Below are 13,246 nucleotides of genomic sequence, written 5' to 3' on the forward strand. Positions count from 1 at the left end.
CCGTCATGCTTCTTGCTGTACTCATTTTTATCGCTACCTTAACCCTGGTGATCTGGCAGCCCAAAGGTTTGGGCATTGGTTGGAGTGCCTCTTTAGGCGCAGTTGCTGCCTTGCTGTCTGGCGTCGTGCAATGGACTGACCTGGCCCTGGTCTGGAATATCGTCTGGAACGCCACCGCCACATTTGTCGCCATTATCATCATCAGCCTGATATTGGATGAGGCAGGTTTTTTTGAATGGGCCGCCCTGCATGTCGCCCGTTGGGGAGCCGGCAACGGGCGCAAGCTCTTTGCCTTTATCGTGATTCTGGGCGCAGCAGTCTCTGCCCTGTTTGCCAATGACGGGGCCGCACTGATTCTGACGCCGATTGTCATGGCCATGTTGCTGGCCTTGGGCTTTTCACCAGCAGCAACTCTGGCTTTTGTCATGGCAGCCGGTTTTATTGCGGACACAGCCAGCTTGCCGCTGGTCGTCTCCAATTTGGTGAACATCGTCTCTGCCGACTACTTCAAACTGGGCTTCACGGACTACGCCGCCATCATGGCACCCGTCAACATCGTGTCTGTACTGGCCAGCCTGGTCGTTCTGATGCTGTACTTCCGTCGCGACATTCCCGCCCACTATCGCCTTGAACAATTAAGAACGCCTGCTGAGGCTATCAAGGACAGGGCCAGTTTCAAGGCTGGCTGGATGGTGCTGGCGTTGTTGCTGACAGGCTTTTTTGCACTGGAACCCCTGGGTGTCCCCGTCAGTGCGGTTGCCGCAACAGGCGCCATCATTTTGCTGGCGGTTGCCGCCCGTGGCACAGTCATCAGCACACGAAAAGTGCTGCGTGACGCCCCCTGGCAAATCGTCATCTTCTCGCTGGGCATGTATCTGGTGGTTTACGGCCTGCGCAATGCCGGGCTAACCGATTACCTGGGTTTACTGCTGGATCAGTTCGCCCAAGCTGGCGTGTGGGCAGCGGCCATGGGTACCGGCGTCCTGTCTGCGTTGCTGTCCTCGGTGATGAACAATATGCCCACGGTCCTTGTCACCGCCCTGTCCATTGACGCTTCCAGCGCCGAGGGCATCGTCAAGGAAGCCATGATTTACGCCAACGTCATTGGCAGCGATCTGGGCCCGAAATTCACACCTATAGGCAGTCTGGCCACCTTGCTGTGGCTGCATGTCCTGGCCCAGAAAGGCACAAAAATCAGCTGGGGCTACTACTTCAAAGTAGGAGCCATCCTGACCACACCCGTCTTGCTGATCACCCTGGCAGCCTTGGCGCTGCGACTGGGTATGGCCCACTAAACCCTGATATCAAGATCGCGCCATGACAGACATCATCATCTATCACAACCCCGCCTGCGGCACTTCGCGCAACACCTTGGGCCTGATCCGCAATAGCGGACAAGAACCCACCATCATCGAGTATCTGCAAACACCGCCGGACCGCAGCACGCTGACTAAGTTGATCGCAAACTGTGGCCTGAGCGTGCGTGAAGTCTTGCGACAAAAAGGTACGCCCTATGAAGAACTCGGGCTCGGCGACCCGAAATGGAGCGATGAACAGCTGATTGATTTCATGTTGCAGCACCCGATTCTGATCAACCGCCCTATTGTTGTCACCCCATTGGGAACGCGCTTGTGTCGTCCCTCGGAACAGGTGCTGGAGATACTTCCCCAAGCACAACAAGGTGCCTTCCGGAAAGAAGACGGCCAAGCCGTTATTGATGAAAAAGGACAAAGAATTGAGCAAGCCTGATTTACCCAATCTGGACGAGCACGCATTTAACACTCCAGATATGGCAGAGCTACTGCCTCAAGCACGCGCCACACACCCACCTCGAATTCTGCTTTTATATGGTTCCCTGAGAGAACGCTCCTACAGCCGCTTTCTGACGCAAGAAGCAGCACGGCTGCTGGAAGCAATGGGTGCAGAAACCAGAATTTTCGACCCGCAAGGCCTGCCCTTGCCCGATGGTGCAGCAGAAGACCACCCGAAAGTGCAGGAGTTGCGCCAACTCGTGCAGTGGGCCGAAGGCATGGTCTGGACATCGCCCGAGCGCCACGGTGCCATGAGCAGCGTTCTGAAAGCACAAATTGACTGGATACCGTTAAGCATCGGTGCTGTACGCCCAACACAAGGCAAAACACTGGCCGTGATGCAAGTGTCAGGCGGCTCGCAATCCTTTAACGCCTTGAACCAGATGCGGGTTCTGGGCCGCTGGATGCGCCTGATCACTATCCCCAACCAGTCTTCGGTTGCCAAAGCCTTTCTGGAATTTGACGAAGAAGGCCGCATGAAACCTTCGTCCTACTACGAGCGCGTGGTGGATGTGATGGAGGAACTGATGAAGTTCACCTTGCTGACGCGTGACTGTGCGCAGTATCTGGTGGATCGATATAGCGAGCGCAAGGAGACGGCGCAGGAGCTGTCTGCACGGGTACAACAGCGCAGCATCTAGCGCGCCAATCAGAACGGAAAACACCTCGCTGCGCTTTTCAAAAACACACAGTCGCTATACAAACAAGGTAGGGGCTTGCCCCTGCTTTACCTCATACCCCGCAGCAACATCAGTTTCCCTTCATCTTTCCCTGCCAGGCTTTGCACATGCGTATTCTCTTAATCGAAGATGATCCTTCGCTGGGCAGTTCCTTGCAGTCCTGGCTGCATCTGGACGGCTACGCTGTGGACTGGTTGCAACGTGGCGATCAAGTTGCCACAGCCCTGGCCACTCATACCTATCAGTGCATCTTGCTGGATCGGGGCTTGCCCGGTGTGGATGGCGATGCGGTTTTACGCAGTCTGCGAGGAGCCAGCGGATCTCACGCACAAGTGCCCGTCATTGTGATCACTGCGCGCGATACCTTGGCTGACCGGGTACAGGGCCTGGATCTGGGCGCGGACGACTATCTGGTCAAACCATTTGATCTTGAAGAGCTGTCCGCGCGAGTACGTGCGGCCTTGCGCCGCAGTGCCGCCCAAGCCTCTCCCCAATGGCGTCACGGTCCCGTCGCCATTGACCCGACAGCCAAGCGCGTCACCTTGAACGACAAGCCTGTGGCCGTAACAGCACGCGAATTCGCTGTTCTGCAAGCCTTGATGCATCATCCCACCCATATTCTGAGTCGTGCCCAGCTAGAAGAAGCCCTTTATGGCTGGAGCGAAGAAGTGGAGAGCAACGCTATCGAAGTACACATCTACAATCTGCGCAAGAAATTGGGCAGTGACTTCATCGTCACCGTACGTAATCAAGGCTACGTTCTGGCACCCGCATGAAAAACCTGCCCCAGAAACTAAAGCGTATCCGCTCTACCGCCAAGTCCCCGGTGTCACGCCCGAAAGGCTGGTCCTTACGACGTCGTCTGCTGCTTACCGTCATGGGCACCAGTATTGGGCTGTGGCTGGTCAGCCTGGCCATCGTAGTCGGAGTGGCCTGGCACGCAACCGGCGATGTGCTTGATGATGCCCTTGAAGAAGGGGCGCGTCTGGTACTGATGCTGGACCCGCAAGAGGCGCAGGCTTCTGCCAATACTACAGACACACGACTGAACCGTGACGCGGCTCTCAAGCTGCGCATGTATTACCAGCTCGTGGCCGCAGATGGCCGGGTACTGCTGCGCGGCGACGACACTCCCAAAACGGCTTTTATCCCCCAGGCGAAACGCAAGCAAATCACCACTGTCTGGGTGGATGACGAACTCTGGCGGGTTTACGTCCGCCCCGGAGCCGAAGGGGTCACAGCCCAGGTTGGCCAGCCTATGGAAGAACGCCTGGAGCTGCTTGAAGACATGGCCGAGAACCTGGTTTGGCCCGCAGTGGGACTACTGGCGCTGCTGGGTCTATCCAGCTGGTTCCTGATCCGACGCCTGATGCGTCCTTTGGAGGACACGGCTAAACGCATCAATTCCAAATCGCCCGATGACCTCACTCCTGTAGAAGGCGGAAATCCCCCACGCGAGCTGCAACCCATGCTGGATGCATTGAATGCGCTCATGGCACGCTTGTCTTCCGCACTGGAAAGTGAACGGCGCTTTACGTCCGATGCCGCACACGAACTGCGCACGCCCTTGGCCGGGCTGCGCATGCGCGTTCAACTGATTGAGCGCGAGCTGCAACTGCCTGAAGCCCATCTACAGCAATTGCGTGCGGACCTGGACCGTTGTACCGCCCTGGTAGAAAGCCTGCTCGCCCTGACGCGACTGGAGCCGCAGGCCGAACCCTTGAAGCGTGAAACCGTAGACCTGAATCAGGTCCTGGACAGTCTGATTCCATCCCTGCCTTCGACATCCATCAACATGGAAAGAGCCCTGGCCGTCACAAGCATACAGGCGGCGCCAGTGCTGTTAAACAGCGCTTTACGTAACCTGATTGGCAATGCCATTCGCTACGGCGGCGCAGGCGTCCGAGTACGGGTCGAAACAACACGCAGACACGATGGCGGTGTACGCCTTGCGGTCCGAGACAATGGGCCTGGCGTCCCCCCCGAACAACGGCCCAGACTGGGAGAACGCTTCTTTCGCGTATTGGGAACCGGCCAAACAGGCAACGGACTGGGTTTGTCCATCGTGGCCCGCATCGCGGCCTTGCACGAGGCCACGCTGTCCTTTGAAGAGGGGCTGGACGGCCAGGGTCTGAGTGTCGTGCTGGATTTCCCACCCAATTAAGTATCTTAAGATTGCCTTCAGGTTCGGGGGGTCTAATAAAACCATTCCGCAATCGGCGGAACATTGACCCGATAACCCGATACAGGAAACCCAATCATGCGATTCACTTTACCCACTCTTGCCGCCGTACTTGCTCTGAGCGCCACCGCTGCCCTCGCGCAACCAGCCAACTACACAGGCCCAAGCAATGCACCTCAAGCCGCCACGGCTGCCGGCTCCTACTCTGGCCCTAACAATGTGCCGCTCATGACCGTCAAGCAGCTCCTGGAAACCGGCCGCGACGATCAAATCGCGCGTTTGCAAGGCCGTCTGGTGTCGTTTGAAGGTGATGAGCGCTATATTTTTGAAGATGCCACCGGCCGTATCACGGTAGAGATCGACAACAAGGACTTTCCGGCTGGTCAAACCATCAGCGCCGAACAGAAAGTGGAGCTGACAGGCGAGTTCGACAAAGGCCTGCGCAAAACTGAATTTGAAGTCGACCGCCTGAGCCTGCTGCCTTAATCCTGTCTGATCTGGCGTCCTAATGAAATTGGTACCGGACAAGCTGAAATCAATTGGCTTATCCGGTACTAGGCTTCCAGTCAGCCATCAACCGCATAGGCCACCAAAGGCGAGGCCGTCAATCCGGCGGTCGCTCAGGGTGGAAAAATCAATCGGCAAGCTCAGCAACAGAGCCATCAAGCCAATAACAAGATACCGAAACCATTGCCTGGAGCGTCGCCCGCTATCTGACAGCACCAGCGCATGGAAAGTCAGTACGACAGAGAACAACAGTGTCAAAAACATCTGTCCCCCTCATTCCAGCGTCTCAAGCAAGGAGTAACCCTGCGCACTCTGATCCTTCTGAGCAAGGGCAATCTGGAGTGCCAGATCCATATCCTGCTGCAAGTCGGCAAGTGACTCCAAGCCCACAGACAAGCGCACAAGATTGTCCCCAATCCCGCAGTGCATGCGATCCTCCGGCGACCAGCGTCCATGTGTCGTCGATGCCGGGTGCGTGACCATGCTGCGTGTATCTCCAATATTGGTGGCAATTGAAATCAGCTGCAAAGCGTCCATGAAAGCCCAAGCCTCTTTTTGGCTCGTGCCCACTTCAAAGCTGACCACCCCTCCAAAGCCGGCCTGTTGCGCGCAAGCGATTTCATGGCAGAGATGCGACTCCAGGCCCGAGTAAAACACCGAACCTACATTTGGATGCTTCTCCAGCCAACGTGCTATCGACAGTGTGTTGGCACTGATATGCTGCATGCGCAGCTCAAGCGTCTCAAGACTCTTGAGCAGTAACCAGGCATTCATGGGGCTCAGACAGGCTCCTTGCGAACGCAACACCGCCCGCAGTGGCTTCATCAATGCCTCGGCCCCACCGACTACACCGGCAATGCACCGACCTTGGCCATCCATATACTTACCGGCAGAATGCAATACCAGATCCGCACCTTGCCTTAATGGCCGCTGCAAAACAGGCGTCAGCATGGTGCTGTCTACCAGAAGCAATGCGCCATGGGCATGAGCCATGCGTGACAGCCGGGCAATATCGGCAACCTGCTGCATCGGATTTGCTGGAGTTTCAACAATAACCAAGCATGTAGCACTATCGATCGCCTTTTCCCAAGCGTCGTAATCCAACATGCCAACGACGCGCACCTCCACTCCATAAGGGGAAAAGTGCTGACGCAACATCGTCAGAGTCGTGCCAAACACATCACGTGCGCACACGATGTTGCGACCACTCGCGGCAAACGCCATCACCACCGCTGACAATGCAGCCATGCCGGATGCAAACGCCACCGCCGCTTCAGCCTCCTCCAGGAAGGCAACCCGCTGCTCGAACGTCTTTACTGTTGGATTGGTAAATCGACTATAAACATTGCCCGGCTCCGTCCCGCCAAAACGAGCGGCTGCCTCACTGGCTGAACTGAAGCAATAGGCAGAGGTCAGTGCAAGCGGCTCGCAAAAGCTGTCAGAGACATCGATACCCTGTCCAATCCTGAGCATTTGAGTAGCACCTTGGTCATTGAACATCATGGAGATCTCAGTTGAATTCAGATTGAGTCCGTCGAAAAGCAACAGACGACAGAAAGAGTGAAGAAATACCGGCAATCGCGGTCAGCATGGCCAGGACCATGACTGTGGCCTGATAGCTACCCAAACGGTCATAGCCGTAAGCACCTAATTGAGCAGACCCAAAAGCGCCGATCTGATGAACCAGAAAAAGCATGCCAAATACCTGTCCCTTGACGGCGCCTCCATAGCGATCCAGACAGATCGCTGAGGTCAATATGACTGTTCCGAGATAACTGGCCCCAAATACAGCCGCAAATACATAGGTCGTCACTATCCCGGAGGGAGCCAATAACAAGCTCATGGCCAGACAGCGTAGTACGTAGAATGCCGCCAGCAGCCGATGCTGGGAGAAGCGCAGCGCCAACCAGCCAGCCGCTAAACCGCTAATCATTTCCAGCACGCCAAACAGGCTCAAACTCATCCCCATGCTGGCGCGGCTGACCCCGGCATCGCGCCATAAAGGCACCAGATGAACGTCAATGAACGCCATCGACGCCCCACAGCCGAAGAAACCAAAGGCAAGCACGTAAAAGCCAGGATCGCGCAACACGACAGGCCAAGTGCCAACGCGTTTCTCCTGAATATGTCCGACAGACTCTTTCGCAGGCAAAGGCACTCGTGCCCCCAGCCAGAACAGCAAGGCCAAAGGCCCCAGGAACAGCAGACCAACAACAAAAAAGACCTGCTGCCATTCGAAATGGGCTTGCAACCACAACCAGAATGGGGAAAGGACAATGAATCCAATTGCCGTGCCATTAGTGATCAAGGCATAAGCGAAGCTTTTATTTTTCTGATCGAACAACCGGTCAACCAATATGCCCATGGGCACAAACGTCATCGCCGCCAGAGAAAACGCCGCCAAAAGTCCATACAAAATGACAAAAAGCCAGTACTGATGAGGTAGAAGGCCAAGCAAAAGGAATGCTCCCCCTCCAAGCACACTGCCGATCAAGACGGTCCAGATGGGCCCAAAGCGATCCGACAAGGCGCCGACCATCGGCGATACCAGCCCGGATACCAAAAGGAACACCCCGCCCACAAAACCGAAATCTGATCGGCCGCGCTCAAAAGACAGAGCCAGGTCATTGAAATAAACCTGGAAAACCCCTTTGAACGCGCTCGAGAGAAACATGGCCAGAAATCCCAGCCCGACCAGAGAGCGGACAACATTCTTGTTTTGCATGAAGCAACATCCACCTCAGATTTTCAATGGCGCACCGAATCAACTCAGACGAACGGGGCTTGGCTGACAGTACTCTCGGTGCAAGTTGTCATACATATTCCAGAACAAGGTGCAGGTATGGTCCACGGCCTCCAGCGCCTCTTTCTGCAACTTTTCAGTGTTACAGAGCTCGGTCACCAAATTCAGCCCCTGCATGACATGCCCCACATCCTCTTCCTGGTGCACGGAAAAGAACAAAAGATCTTTTTCCTGCAAGCCGTAGACTTCTCCCAGCAAGGTGTGGCGGGCCTCACCTGCCTTGGTCTCCAGGTTCTGGCCTTCGCTGGCGATCATGACCGCCGCCGCGCCCACGTGGTAGCGCTGCGGATCCTCGACCGCTTTCAGTCGATAATCAATCAGTTCTTGCGTGGCGGGCAAAGGAGTGGCGGCGTCGCGCTCTTCATCACTAATTCCCAAGGCACGAATAAAGTTCTGCATCAAGACGACATGATTGTCTGTCTGGGAGAGGCGACCCGTCTCTTCCTCATACACATTAACCAGCAAAGCCCTCTTGAATTTCGGGACCGGGCAATAGAAAAAAAGGTGCTCCACATAATGCAGGAAATGCTTGGTCAATTGATAACCTTGCAAGGCCACCTGTTTCAGCAACTCCTTATTAGGTTGCTGCGTATTGAGCAATTCAATAAAGATAGGATGAGCCAATGTAAGATGGCCATGCAATGTACTTTCAAGCTCATTTTTAAATTCTGACTTACTCAACATTTACAAGATCCTTTTGAAGAATTCCTAAATTCCCAGGCGTTGGGCCAGCACTTCTATGGATTGCGACATGTAGTGACCCGCGAAAACCTGTCCTGCCACGCGGGCATAGTCCGGAAGAATTCCCCAGGTCTGAAAACCATATCGAGTCCATAACCGATGTGCCCGAGACCCCTCGCGCACATCCAGAACAAACTGCTCGATGCCCAACTCCCTGGCTCGACAGATCAAGGCTCGCAAGGCATGTTTCGGTAAACCTTGTCCACGAAACCCCGGCGCCACGACCGCCTTGGCGAGTTCAGCACTGTGTCGGCAATTGGGCATGCCACTCAAATTCATCATCACAAAGAAAGCGGGTTGACCGGCATAGCTGGCATACAAGGCTTGCGTATCGCCGTCTGCCACTTTGCGGTTCAGGGCGTCCAGGAACAGACGCGCCTGCTCTCCCGACAGCTCAGAGGCAAACCCCAGCGTGCCCTTATCAGCGACCGTCATATTGATAAGCTCCAGCACCCCGGCCCCCGTTGCTCCCGTAAAAGCGGGATTCCAATAAAGCTCAATAACTCTTGATTCTTCCGCCACGAGGACAAACCCTTTCGATGTAAAAATTTCTTGTTTATCGTAAATTCTCGACCATCCAGGCTCCAGACCGTTTCAGGACATAAATAGAAAAGAAAACACCATTAAGAAAAAGGAATAAAAAGCGATAACATCGCTAAATCAAATCAATGACTCATCCGAATAACACATGAAACGGATTTTCTTTGTCGTCCTTCCCCAGATGCACATCCTGGATCTGGGAGGGCCTATGCAGATTTTTGCTTCTCTAACAGAACTGGATATAGCCGACATCAAGATCCAGTGTGTCGGGCCGGAGTCCCACATAAAAAGCTACCAGGGGATTTTTCTAAGCGCGATTGCCCCCCTCCCCAAGCGTCTGACTGCAGGAGATGTCGTTGTCGTAGTCGGAAGCAAAATCCAGGCCGAACTCCCCGCAACGCCGGCACAGCAACAAGTGACGCAATGGCTACGTGATATCGGGGGCAAGCTACCGTCGGGAATAGTGATCGCCAGCGTTTGCACAGGCGCTGTGCTGCTGGCACAAGCAGGACTGCTGGATGGTCGCCTCTGCACGACACATCACAATCACCTCAAGACCCTGCAACAACTTGCGCCACAAGCACGGGTTATCAACAAACGCATCCTTGTGCAGGATGGTCCTATCTATACCTCAGCTGGCGTTTCTGCAGGAATAGATCTGGCATTGCACCTGATCACCCAGTATTTCGGCAGCGCAATCAGCGCACGCATCGCGCGCGAAAATCTGATTCAGTTTCGTCGTCTGGAAGCAGACCCGCAGTTAAGCGTCCATCTGAGTTATCGCAATCACCAACATCCCTTGATTCATGAAGTGCAAGACTGGTTGGCACAACAGACGGTTCAAACCCCGCTCAACGAATCCTTATCAGCACAATTTTCAGTCAGCTACAGGCATCTGAGCCGCCTGTTCATGAAAGAATGCGGCATCAGTCTGAAGCAGTACCAACAAACCATGCGGCTGGACAGATCGCGTCAATTATTCATGGATACCGACTGGTCTATTGAGCGAATTGCCGAGCATTGTGGTTTTGCCAGCCTGCAATCATTTCGCGCCGCCTGGCGGCAACACGAAACACTTCCTCCCTCAAAATGGCGAGAGAAACAAAGGCAAGACTCTCAAGGCCTGCGCTGATCTTGCGCGGTTCCCGGTCAGCGACCTTTTTTGCAACGACGACGCAGAGCCTGACTAAAAATGAATTATTAATTTCACCGACTCTGTAAAACGCAGCCAAGAAAAAAGCCCCCACACATTACTGTGCGAGGGCTTTTGAATTCTGGCGGACAGAGGGGGATTCGAACCCCCTGATATTTTATGTTTAAAGCCGCTTCTCAGACTATGCGTGTCTTAAGTCTGTCTTTGATTTTTCGTAGCTTACTTTCACCAAGGAAATCGTATGGTAGAGCCCTTGTCAGAATTACTGCGTGTGCGCATCACACCCTCTCAAAAACAAAATTTCAGTGAAGCGGCCGCCATGGCGGGTATTACTCCCTCAGAATATGCTCGTCGCTTACTCACAAGTTCAGACTCAATTCGAACCGAATTAGAAGCCCTGCGATACGCAATTGAGTTGTTGACTGAAGATAAAAGAACAATCCTCGAAACTTTGTTGTTGCTCAGAGAGATAGTTCCGTTAGAAAAGGTTAGGAAAGCACATCAACGCATGTCAACACTGGGGTACCAGCCTGTTCATTTGGAGGACTAACAATGGAGTCCACAGTCAATAAACCGCGCAAACCTGTGCGCCGTGCATTTCTTCTCGGTGTCCTTTCGACTCTAATCGTCATATCTGCGTGGAACGCTATTCCTGAGTCGGGAGAGCACTGGTTAATCAAAGTTGTAGTATTTGGAGCACACATCTTTTACTGGCTTGTGCTCGCTGCTTTCGTTTTCAAATTTTTTTCAACCATTTGGAAGTGGCTGAATCGTTAACTTGCCAAACTAATTAGAGAAAACAATGACCGCCAAGCTTGAATCAATTTCCGCGATCCAAAATGAGATCACGCGCCTTAAACGCAGAGCAGAACAGCTCAAAAGACAAAAAAGCAAAAAAACCATTAGTGATATTGTCCGCACCATGCGGGACAACGATATAAACCTAGAGGAAGTATCACAGGCACTTTTGCAACCACGAGAGAAAGCTCGCTCTGCGAGCGTTATTAAATATCAACACCCTGACGGTTCAACCTGGACCGGAAGAGGCCGCCCTCCACTTTGGATAACCGACCTCGAAGCAGCAGGTGGGTCACGCGAGCAATACCGAATCACCAACCCTTCCAACGATTAATCATTATTCGTTGAGACTTTCCCGCTTCTAGCGGTCCTTACTTCTCTTGTAGTTCTCCGGCCTTAGCCCCGTCCTTTTTTCAATTGGAATCACCATGAAACGGCTCCCCATCACATTGGGTGCGCTGGCTTTGGCCTGCGCGTCCCCTTCGTACGCCCAATCTTCTGAAGTTATGACCGGCCTGCCCGCCCTAGCCTGCAAAGCAGTGCTGTGTTTATCTAGCAGCTTCCAACCAGGCGAATGTAACGATGCCCTCAATCACTACTTTGACATCCGTAAATATGCCAAAGGCATGCTCGATTGGGAGGCTACGGTAGATGCCCGACGCTTTTTCCTAGGTATGTGTCCAGCTGGCAGTGAACCGGGTATGTCCGATCGCATGGATGCAATCTCTCGTGGAGCTGGCAAATGTGATGCCGACTATCTCAATGCAGCCTATGCAAAGGATCTCTATCGCTATCGCATCGTCGGCTCGAACTACTTGGGCATCCCAGCCATACGAGATGTTTCGCTCATCAAGACAGTCACCTTGACCCAGTTGCCTAACTATTGTGTCGTCTATAACGATCATGCCTGGACATATGATCTATCGATCAAGTACGTCGGCACTCCAAACAAAGGCGGCTATTGGGTCGCCGCTCGCGAATACGAGCAAGCCCAGGCTAAATGGGAGGCGGAACACAACGGGAACTGGGCTAGCAGTTGGCAGTACTCGTTTGAAGATCCTCGTCGCAATATCGACAACTCCGCAGGCACTGGGAATAACCATTGAGAGAGAGCCGTGCTAGCAGAAATCGCGCTTTTGGCCGCCACCTGTGCGCCCAATATTCATGAAACAACGTTATCAGCCCTGGTGCGACATGAATCAACGGCCCAGGTGTATGCGATCGGTATCAATAAAGGCAAACGGCTGGAGCAACAACCAACTGACTACGAGCAAGCAGCACAGATTGCCAACGATCTCATTGAGCGTGGCATTGATTTTGATGCCGGGCTTGGTCAAATCAATGTGCGGAACTGGGCTTGGCTTGGATTGACGACAGAAACGGTCTTTGACCCCTGCACGAATCTGCAAGCTGCTCAAACAGTTCTGATGGACTGTTATGAGCGAGCCTTGCGCCAATCAAGTGATGAGCAACGCGCATTACGTTCTGCCCTATCCTGCTACAACACAGGCAATTTCGAGCGCGGCTTCAGCAATGGATATGTTGGAAAAGTCCTGGCACAAGCAGGAATCAAAGTACCCGCTATTAAAGCTATGGATGATGAACCCGTAATGAGCACGGCCAAATCGTCAGCACGAAAAGCTCAGCGCACAGGTATTCCAGACGGCTTTACTCGGAATCGCATTACGGAAGGTTCTAAATCCTCTGAGGACGATATGGCCACGCCTGCTAACGAGCCAGACCTAGCGCCAGCCACCGTCACCCCTGAGTCGCCACCACCTCCACTTGAAAGCCCAGGTGGTACTCCAGACGGGTTTGGCCAGCACCGCATCCCAGACGGGTTTTCACCCCGAGGGGACGATACGGACAGGTCTGCTAAGAAGCAAGACACCGCGCCCATTATCGTCACCGCTGAGCCGCCTACTGTGTGATGCTTCTCTGTCAACGTGTCATCAAATCGAACCCTGCCTCAACCTTCTTTTCTACTGTAGACAGTAGCGCGGCACTGCCGCGCAGGGGGAGCCACGTCCG

General features: G+C 53.9%; 16 protein-coding genes. 11 read left to right on the plus strand and 5 right to left on the minus strand.

The features are described 5' to 3' along the window. Positions 1–5 precede the first annotated feature (5 nt). The 6 genes from OSH04_RS14880 (at position 6) to OSH04_RS14905 (ending at position 5,159) form a co-directional block, all read left to right on the plus strand. Entirely contained in the window at positions 6–1,295 is a 1,290-nt protein-coding gene (locus OSH04_RS14880; protein WP_266108767.1) for an arsenic transporter, read from the plus strand. A gap of 22 nt (positions 1,296–1,317) precedes the next feature. After that, entirely contained in the window at positions 1,318–1,749 is a 432-nt protein-coding gene (arsC, locus tag OSH04_RS14885) for an arsenate reductase (glutaredoxin) (protein ID WP_009460703.1), read from the plus strand. After that, positions 1,718–2,452: an arsenical resistance protein ArsH gene (arsH, locus tag OSH04_RS14890; RefSeq protein WP_200884463.1), complete on the plus strand. Its 735-nt coding sequence runs from the start codon at positions 1,718–1,720 to the stop codon at positions 2,450–2,452. Before arsC ends, arsH begins: the two co-directional genes overlap by 32 nt. Positions 2,453–2,598: 146 nt before the next feature. Further along, the gene (locus tag OSH04_RS14895) at positions 2,599–3,267 is read left to right on the plus strand and encodes a response regulator transcription factor (RefSeq protein ID WP_009460700.1); all 669 of its coding nucleotides are present in this window, start codon (positions 2,599–2,601) and stop codon (positions 3,265–3,267) included. Then, a complete protein-coding gene (locus OSH04_RS14900; protein ID WP_266108768.1) occupies positions 3,264–4,655 on the plus strand; it encodes an ATP-binding protein in 1,392 nt (463 codons plus the stop codon). The genes OSH04_RS14895 and OSH04_RS14900 overlap by 4 nt, the downstream gene beginning before the upstream one ends. Before the next feature lie 96 nt (positions 4,656–4,751). Further along, positions 4,752–5,159: a YgiW/YdeI family stress tolerance OB fold protein gene (locus OSH04_RS14905; protein WP_060186678.1), complete on the plus strand. Its 408-nt coding sequence runs from the start codon at positions 4,752–4,754 to the stop codon at positions 5,157–5,159. A gap of 87 nt (positions 5,160–5,246) precedes the next feature. Here the strand turns inward: OSH04_RS14905 and OSH04_RS14910 are convergent, their stop codons facing one another. The 5 genes from OSH04_RS14910 to OSH04_RS14930 form a co-directional block, all read right to left on the minus strand. Next, positions 5,247–5,444 carry a hypothetical protein gene (locus tag OSH04_RS14910; protein WP_035270521.1) on the minus strand — a complete coding sequence of 66 codons (198 nt, stop codon included), beginning with the start codon at positions 5,442–5,444 and terminating at the stop codon, positions 5,247–5,249. Between the two features lie 9 nt (positions 5,445–5,453). Beyond that, positions 5,454–6,683: an aminotransferase class I/II-fold pyridoxal phosphate-dependent enzyme gene (locus OSH04_RS14915; protein ID WP_266108769.1), complete on the minus strand. Its 1,230-nt coding sequence runs from the start codon at positions 6,681–6,683 to the stop codon at positions 5,454–5,456. Positions 6,684–6,690: 7 nt separating this feature from the next. Next, on the minus strand, positions 6,691–7,905 hold the full coding sequence (locus OSH04_RS14920; RefSeq protein WP_266108771.1) for an MFS transporter: 1,215 nt from the start codon (positions 7,903–7,905) through the stop codon (positions 6,691–6,693). 39 nt (positions 7,906–7,944) lie between these two features. Then, positions 7,945–8,607 (minus strand): TenA family transcriptional regulator, encoded by a 663-nt coding sequence (locus tag OSH04_RS14925; RefSeq protein WP_235332463.1) that lies wholly within the window; start codon positions 8,605–8,607, stop codon positions 7,945–7,947. A gap of 84 nt (positions 8,608–8,691) precedes the next feature. Then, positions 8,692–9,159 (minus strand): GNAT family N-acetyltransferase, encoded by a 468-nt coding sequence (locus OSH04_RS14930; RefSeq protein ID WP_052159312.1) that lies wholly within the window; start codon positions 9,157–9,159, stop codon positions 8,692–8,694. Between the two features lie 253 nt (positions 9,160–9,412). Here OSH04_RS14930 and OSH04_RS14935 point away from each other — a divergent pair, with 253 nt between their 5' ends. The 5 genes from OSH04_RS14935 to OSH04_RS14955 all read left to right on the plus strand — a co-directional run bounded on the left by OSH04_RS14935 (position 9,413) and on the right by OSH04_RS14955 (position 13,146). Beyond that, positions 9,413–10,396: a GlxA family transcriptional regulator gene (locus tag OSH04_RS14935; RefSeq protein ID WP_266108773.1), complete on the plus strand. Its 984-nt coding sequence runs from the start codon at positions 9,413–9,415 to the stop codon at positions 10,394–10,396. Positions 10,397–10,658: 262 nt separating this feature from the next. Further along, entirely contained in the window at positions 10,659–10,967 is a 309-nt protein-coding gene (locus tag OSH04_RS14940) for a plasmid mobilization protein (protein WP_086069187.1), read from the plus strand. A gap of 252 nt (positions 10,968–11,219) precedes the next feature. Continuing rightward, on the plus strand, positions 11,220–11,549 hold the full coding sequence (locus tag OSH04_RS14945) for an H-NS histone family protein (protein ID WP_086069189.1): 330 nt from the start codon (positions 11,220–11,222) through the stop codon (positions 11,547–11,549). Positions 11,550–11,643: 94 nt separating this feature from the next. Continuing rightward, a complete protein-coding gene (locus tag OSH04_RS14950; RefSeq protein WP_086069190.1) occupies positions 11,644–12,321 on the plus strand; it encodes a TrbM/KikA/MpfK family conjugal transfer protein in 678 nt (225 codons plus the stop codon). 9 nt (positions 12,322–12,330) lie between these two features. Then, positions 12,331–13,146: a lytic transglycosylase domain-containing protein gene (locus OSH04_RS14955; protein ID WP_251197069.1), complete on the plus strand. Its 816-nt coding sequence runs from the start codon at positions 12,331–12,333 to the stop codon at positions 13,144–13,146. Positions 13,147–13,246: the final 100 nt, after the last annotated feature.

It is taken from the genome of Alcaligenes nematophilus (genome assembly GCF_026344155.1).
In the GTDB taxonomy this organism is placed as follows: domain Bacteria; phylum Pseudomonadota; class Gammaproteobacteria; order Burkholderiales; family Burkholderiaceae_B; genus Alcaligenes; species Alcaligenes phenolicus.

What these genes read in the sequence shown, in the direction of transcription:
- OSH04_RS14880 (WP_266108767.1), top strand. Translation starts at nt 6, where the DNA reads ATGCTTCTTGCTGTACTCATTTTTATCGCTACCTTAACCCTGGTGATC.
- arsC (WP_009460703.1), top strand. Translation starts at nt 1,318, where the DNA reads ATGACAGACATCATCATCTATCACAACCCCGCCTGCGGCACTTCGCGC.
- arsH (WP_200884463.1), top strand. Translation starts at nt 1,718, where the DNA reads ATGAAAAAGGACAAAGAATTGAGCAAGCCTGATTTACCCAATCTGGAC.
- OSH04_RS14895 (WP_009460700.1), top strand. Translation starts at nt 2,599, where the DNA reads ATGCGTATTCTCTTAATCGAAGATGATCCTTCGCTGGGCAGTTCCTTG.
- OSH04_RS14900 (WP_266108768.1), top strand. Translation starts at nt 3,264, where the DNA reads ATGAAAAACCTGCCCCAGAAACTAAAGCGTATCCGCTCTACCGCCAAG.
- OSH04_RS14905 (WP_060186678.1), top strand. Translation starts at nt 4,752, where the DNA reads ATGCGATTCACTTTACCCACTCTTGCCGCCGTACTTGCTCTGAGCGCC.
- OSH04_RS14910 (WP_035270521.1), bottom strand. Translation starts at nt 5,444, where the DNA reads ATGTTTTTGACACTGTTGTTCTCTGTCGTACTGACTTTCCATGCGCTG.
- OSH04_RS14915 (WP_266108769.1), bottom strand. Translation starts at nt 6,683, where the DNA reads ATGATGTTCAATGACCAAGGTGCTACTCAAATGCTCAGGATTGGACAG.
- OSH04_RS14920 (WP_266108771.1), bottom strand. Translation starts at nt 7,905, where the DNA reads ATGCAAAACAAGAATGTTGTCCGCTCTCTGGTCGGGCTGGGATTTCTG.
- OSH04_RS14930 (WP_052159312.1), bottom strand. Translation starts at nt 9,159, where the DNA reads ATGACGGTCGCTGATAAGGGCACGCTGGGGTTTGCCTCTGAGCTGTCG.
- OSH04_RS14935 (WP_266108773.1), top strand. Translation starts at nt 9,413, where the DNA reads ATGAAACGGATTTTCTTTGTCGTCCTTCCCCAGATGCACATCCTGGAT.
- OSH04_RS14940 (WP_086069187.1), top strand. Translation starts at nt 10,659, where the DNA reads ATGGTAGAGCCCTTGTCAGAATTACTGCGTGTGCGCATCACACCCTCT.
- OSH04_RS14945 (WP_086069189.1), top strand. Translation starts at nt 11,220, where the DNA reads ATGACCGCCAAGCTTGAATCAATTTCCGCGATCCAAAATGAGATCACG.
- OSH04_RS14950 (WP_086069190.1), top strand. Translation starts at nt 11,644, where the DNA reads ATGAAACGGCTCCCCATCACATTGGGTGCGCTGGCTTTGGCCTGCGCG.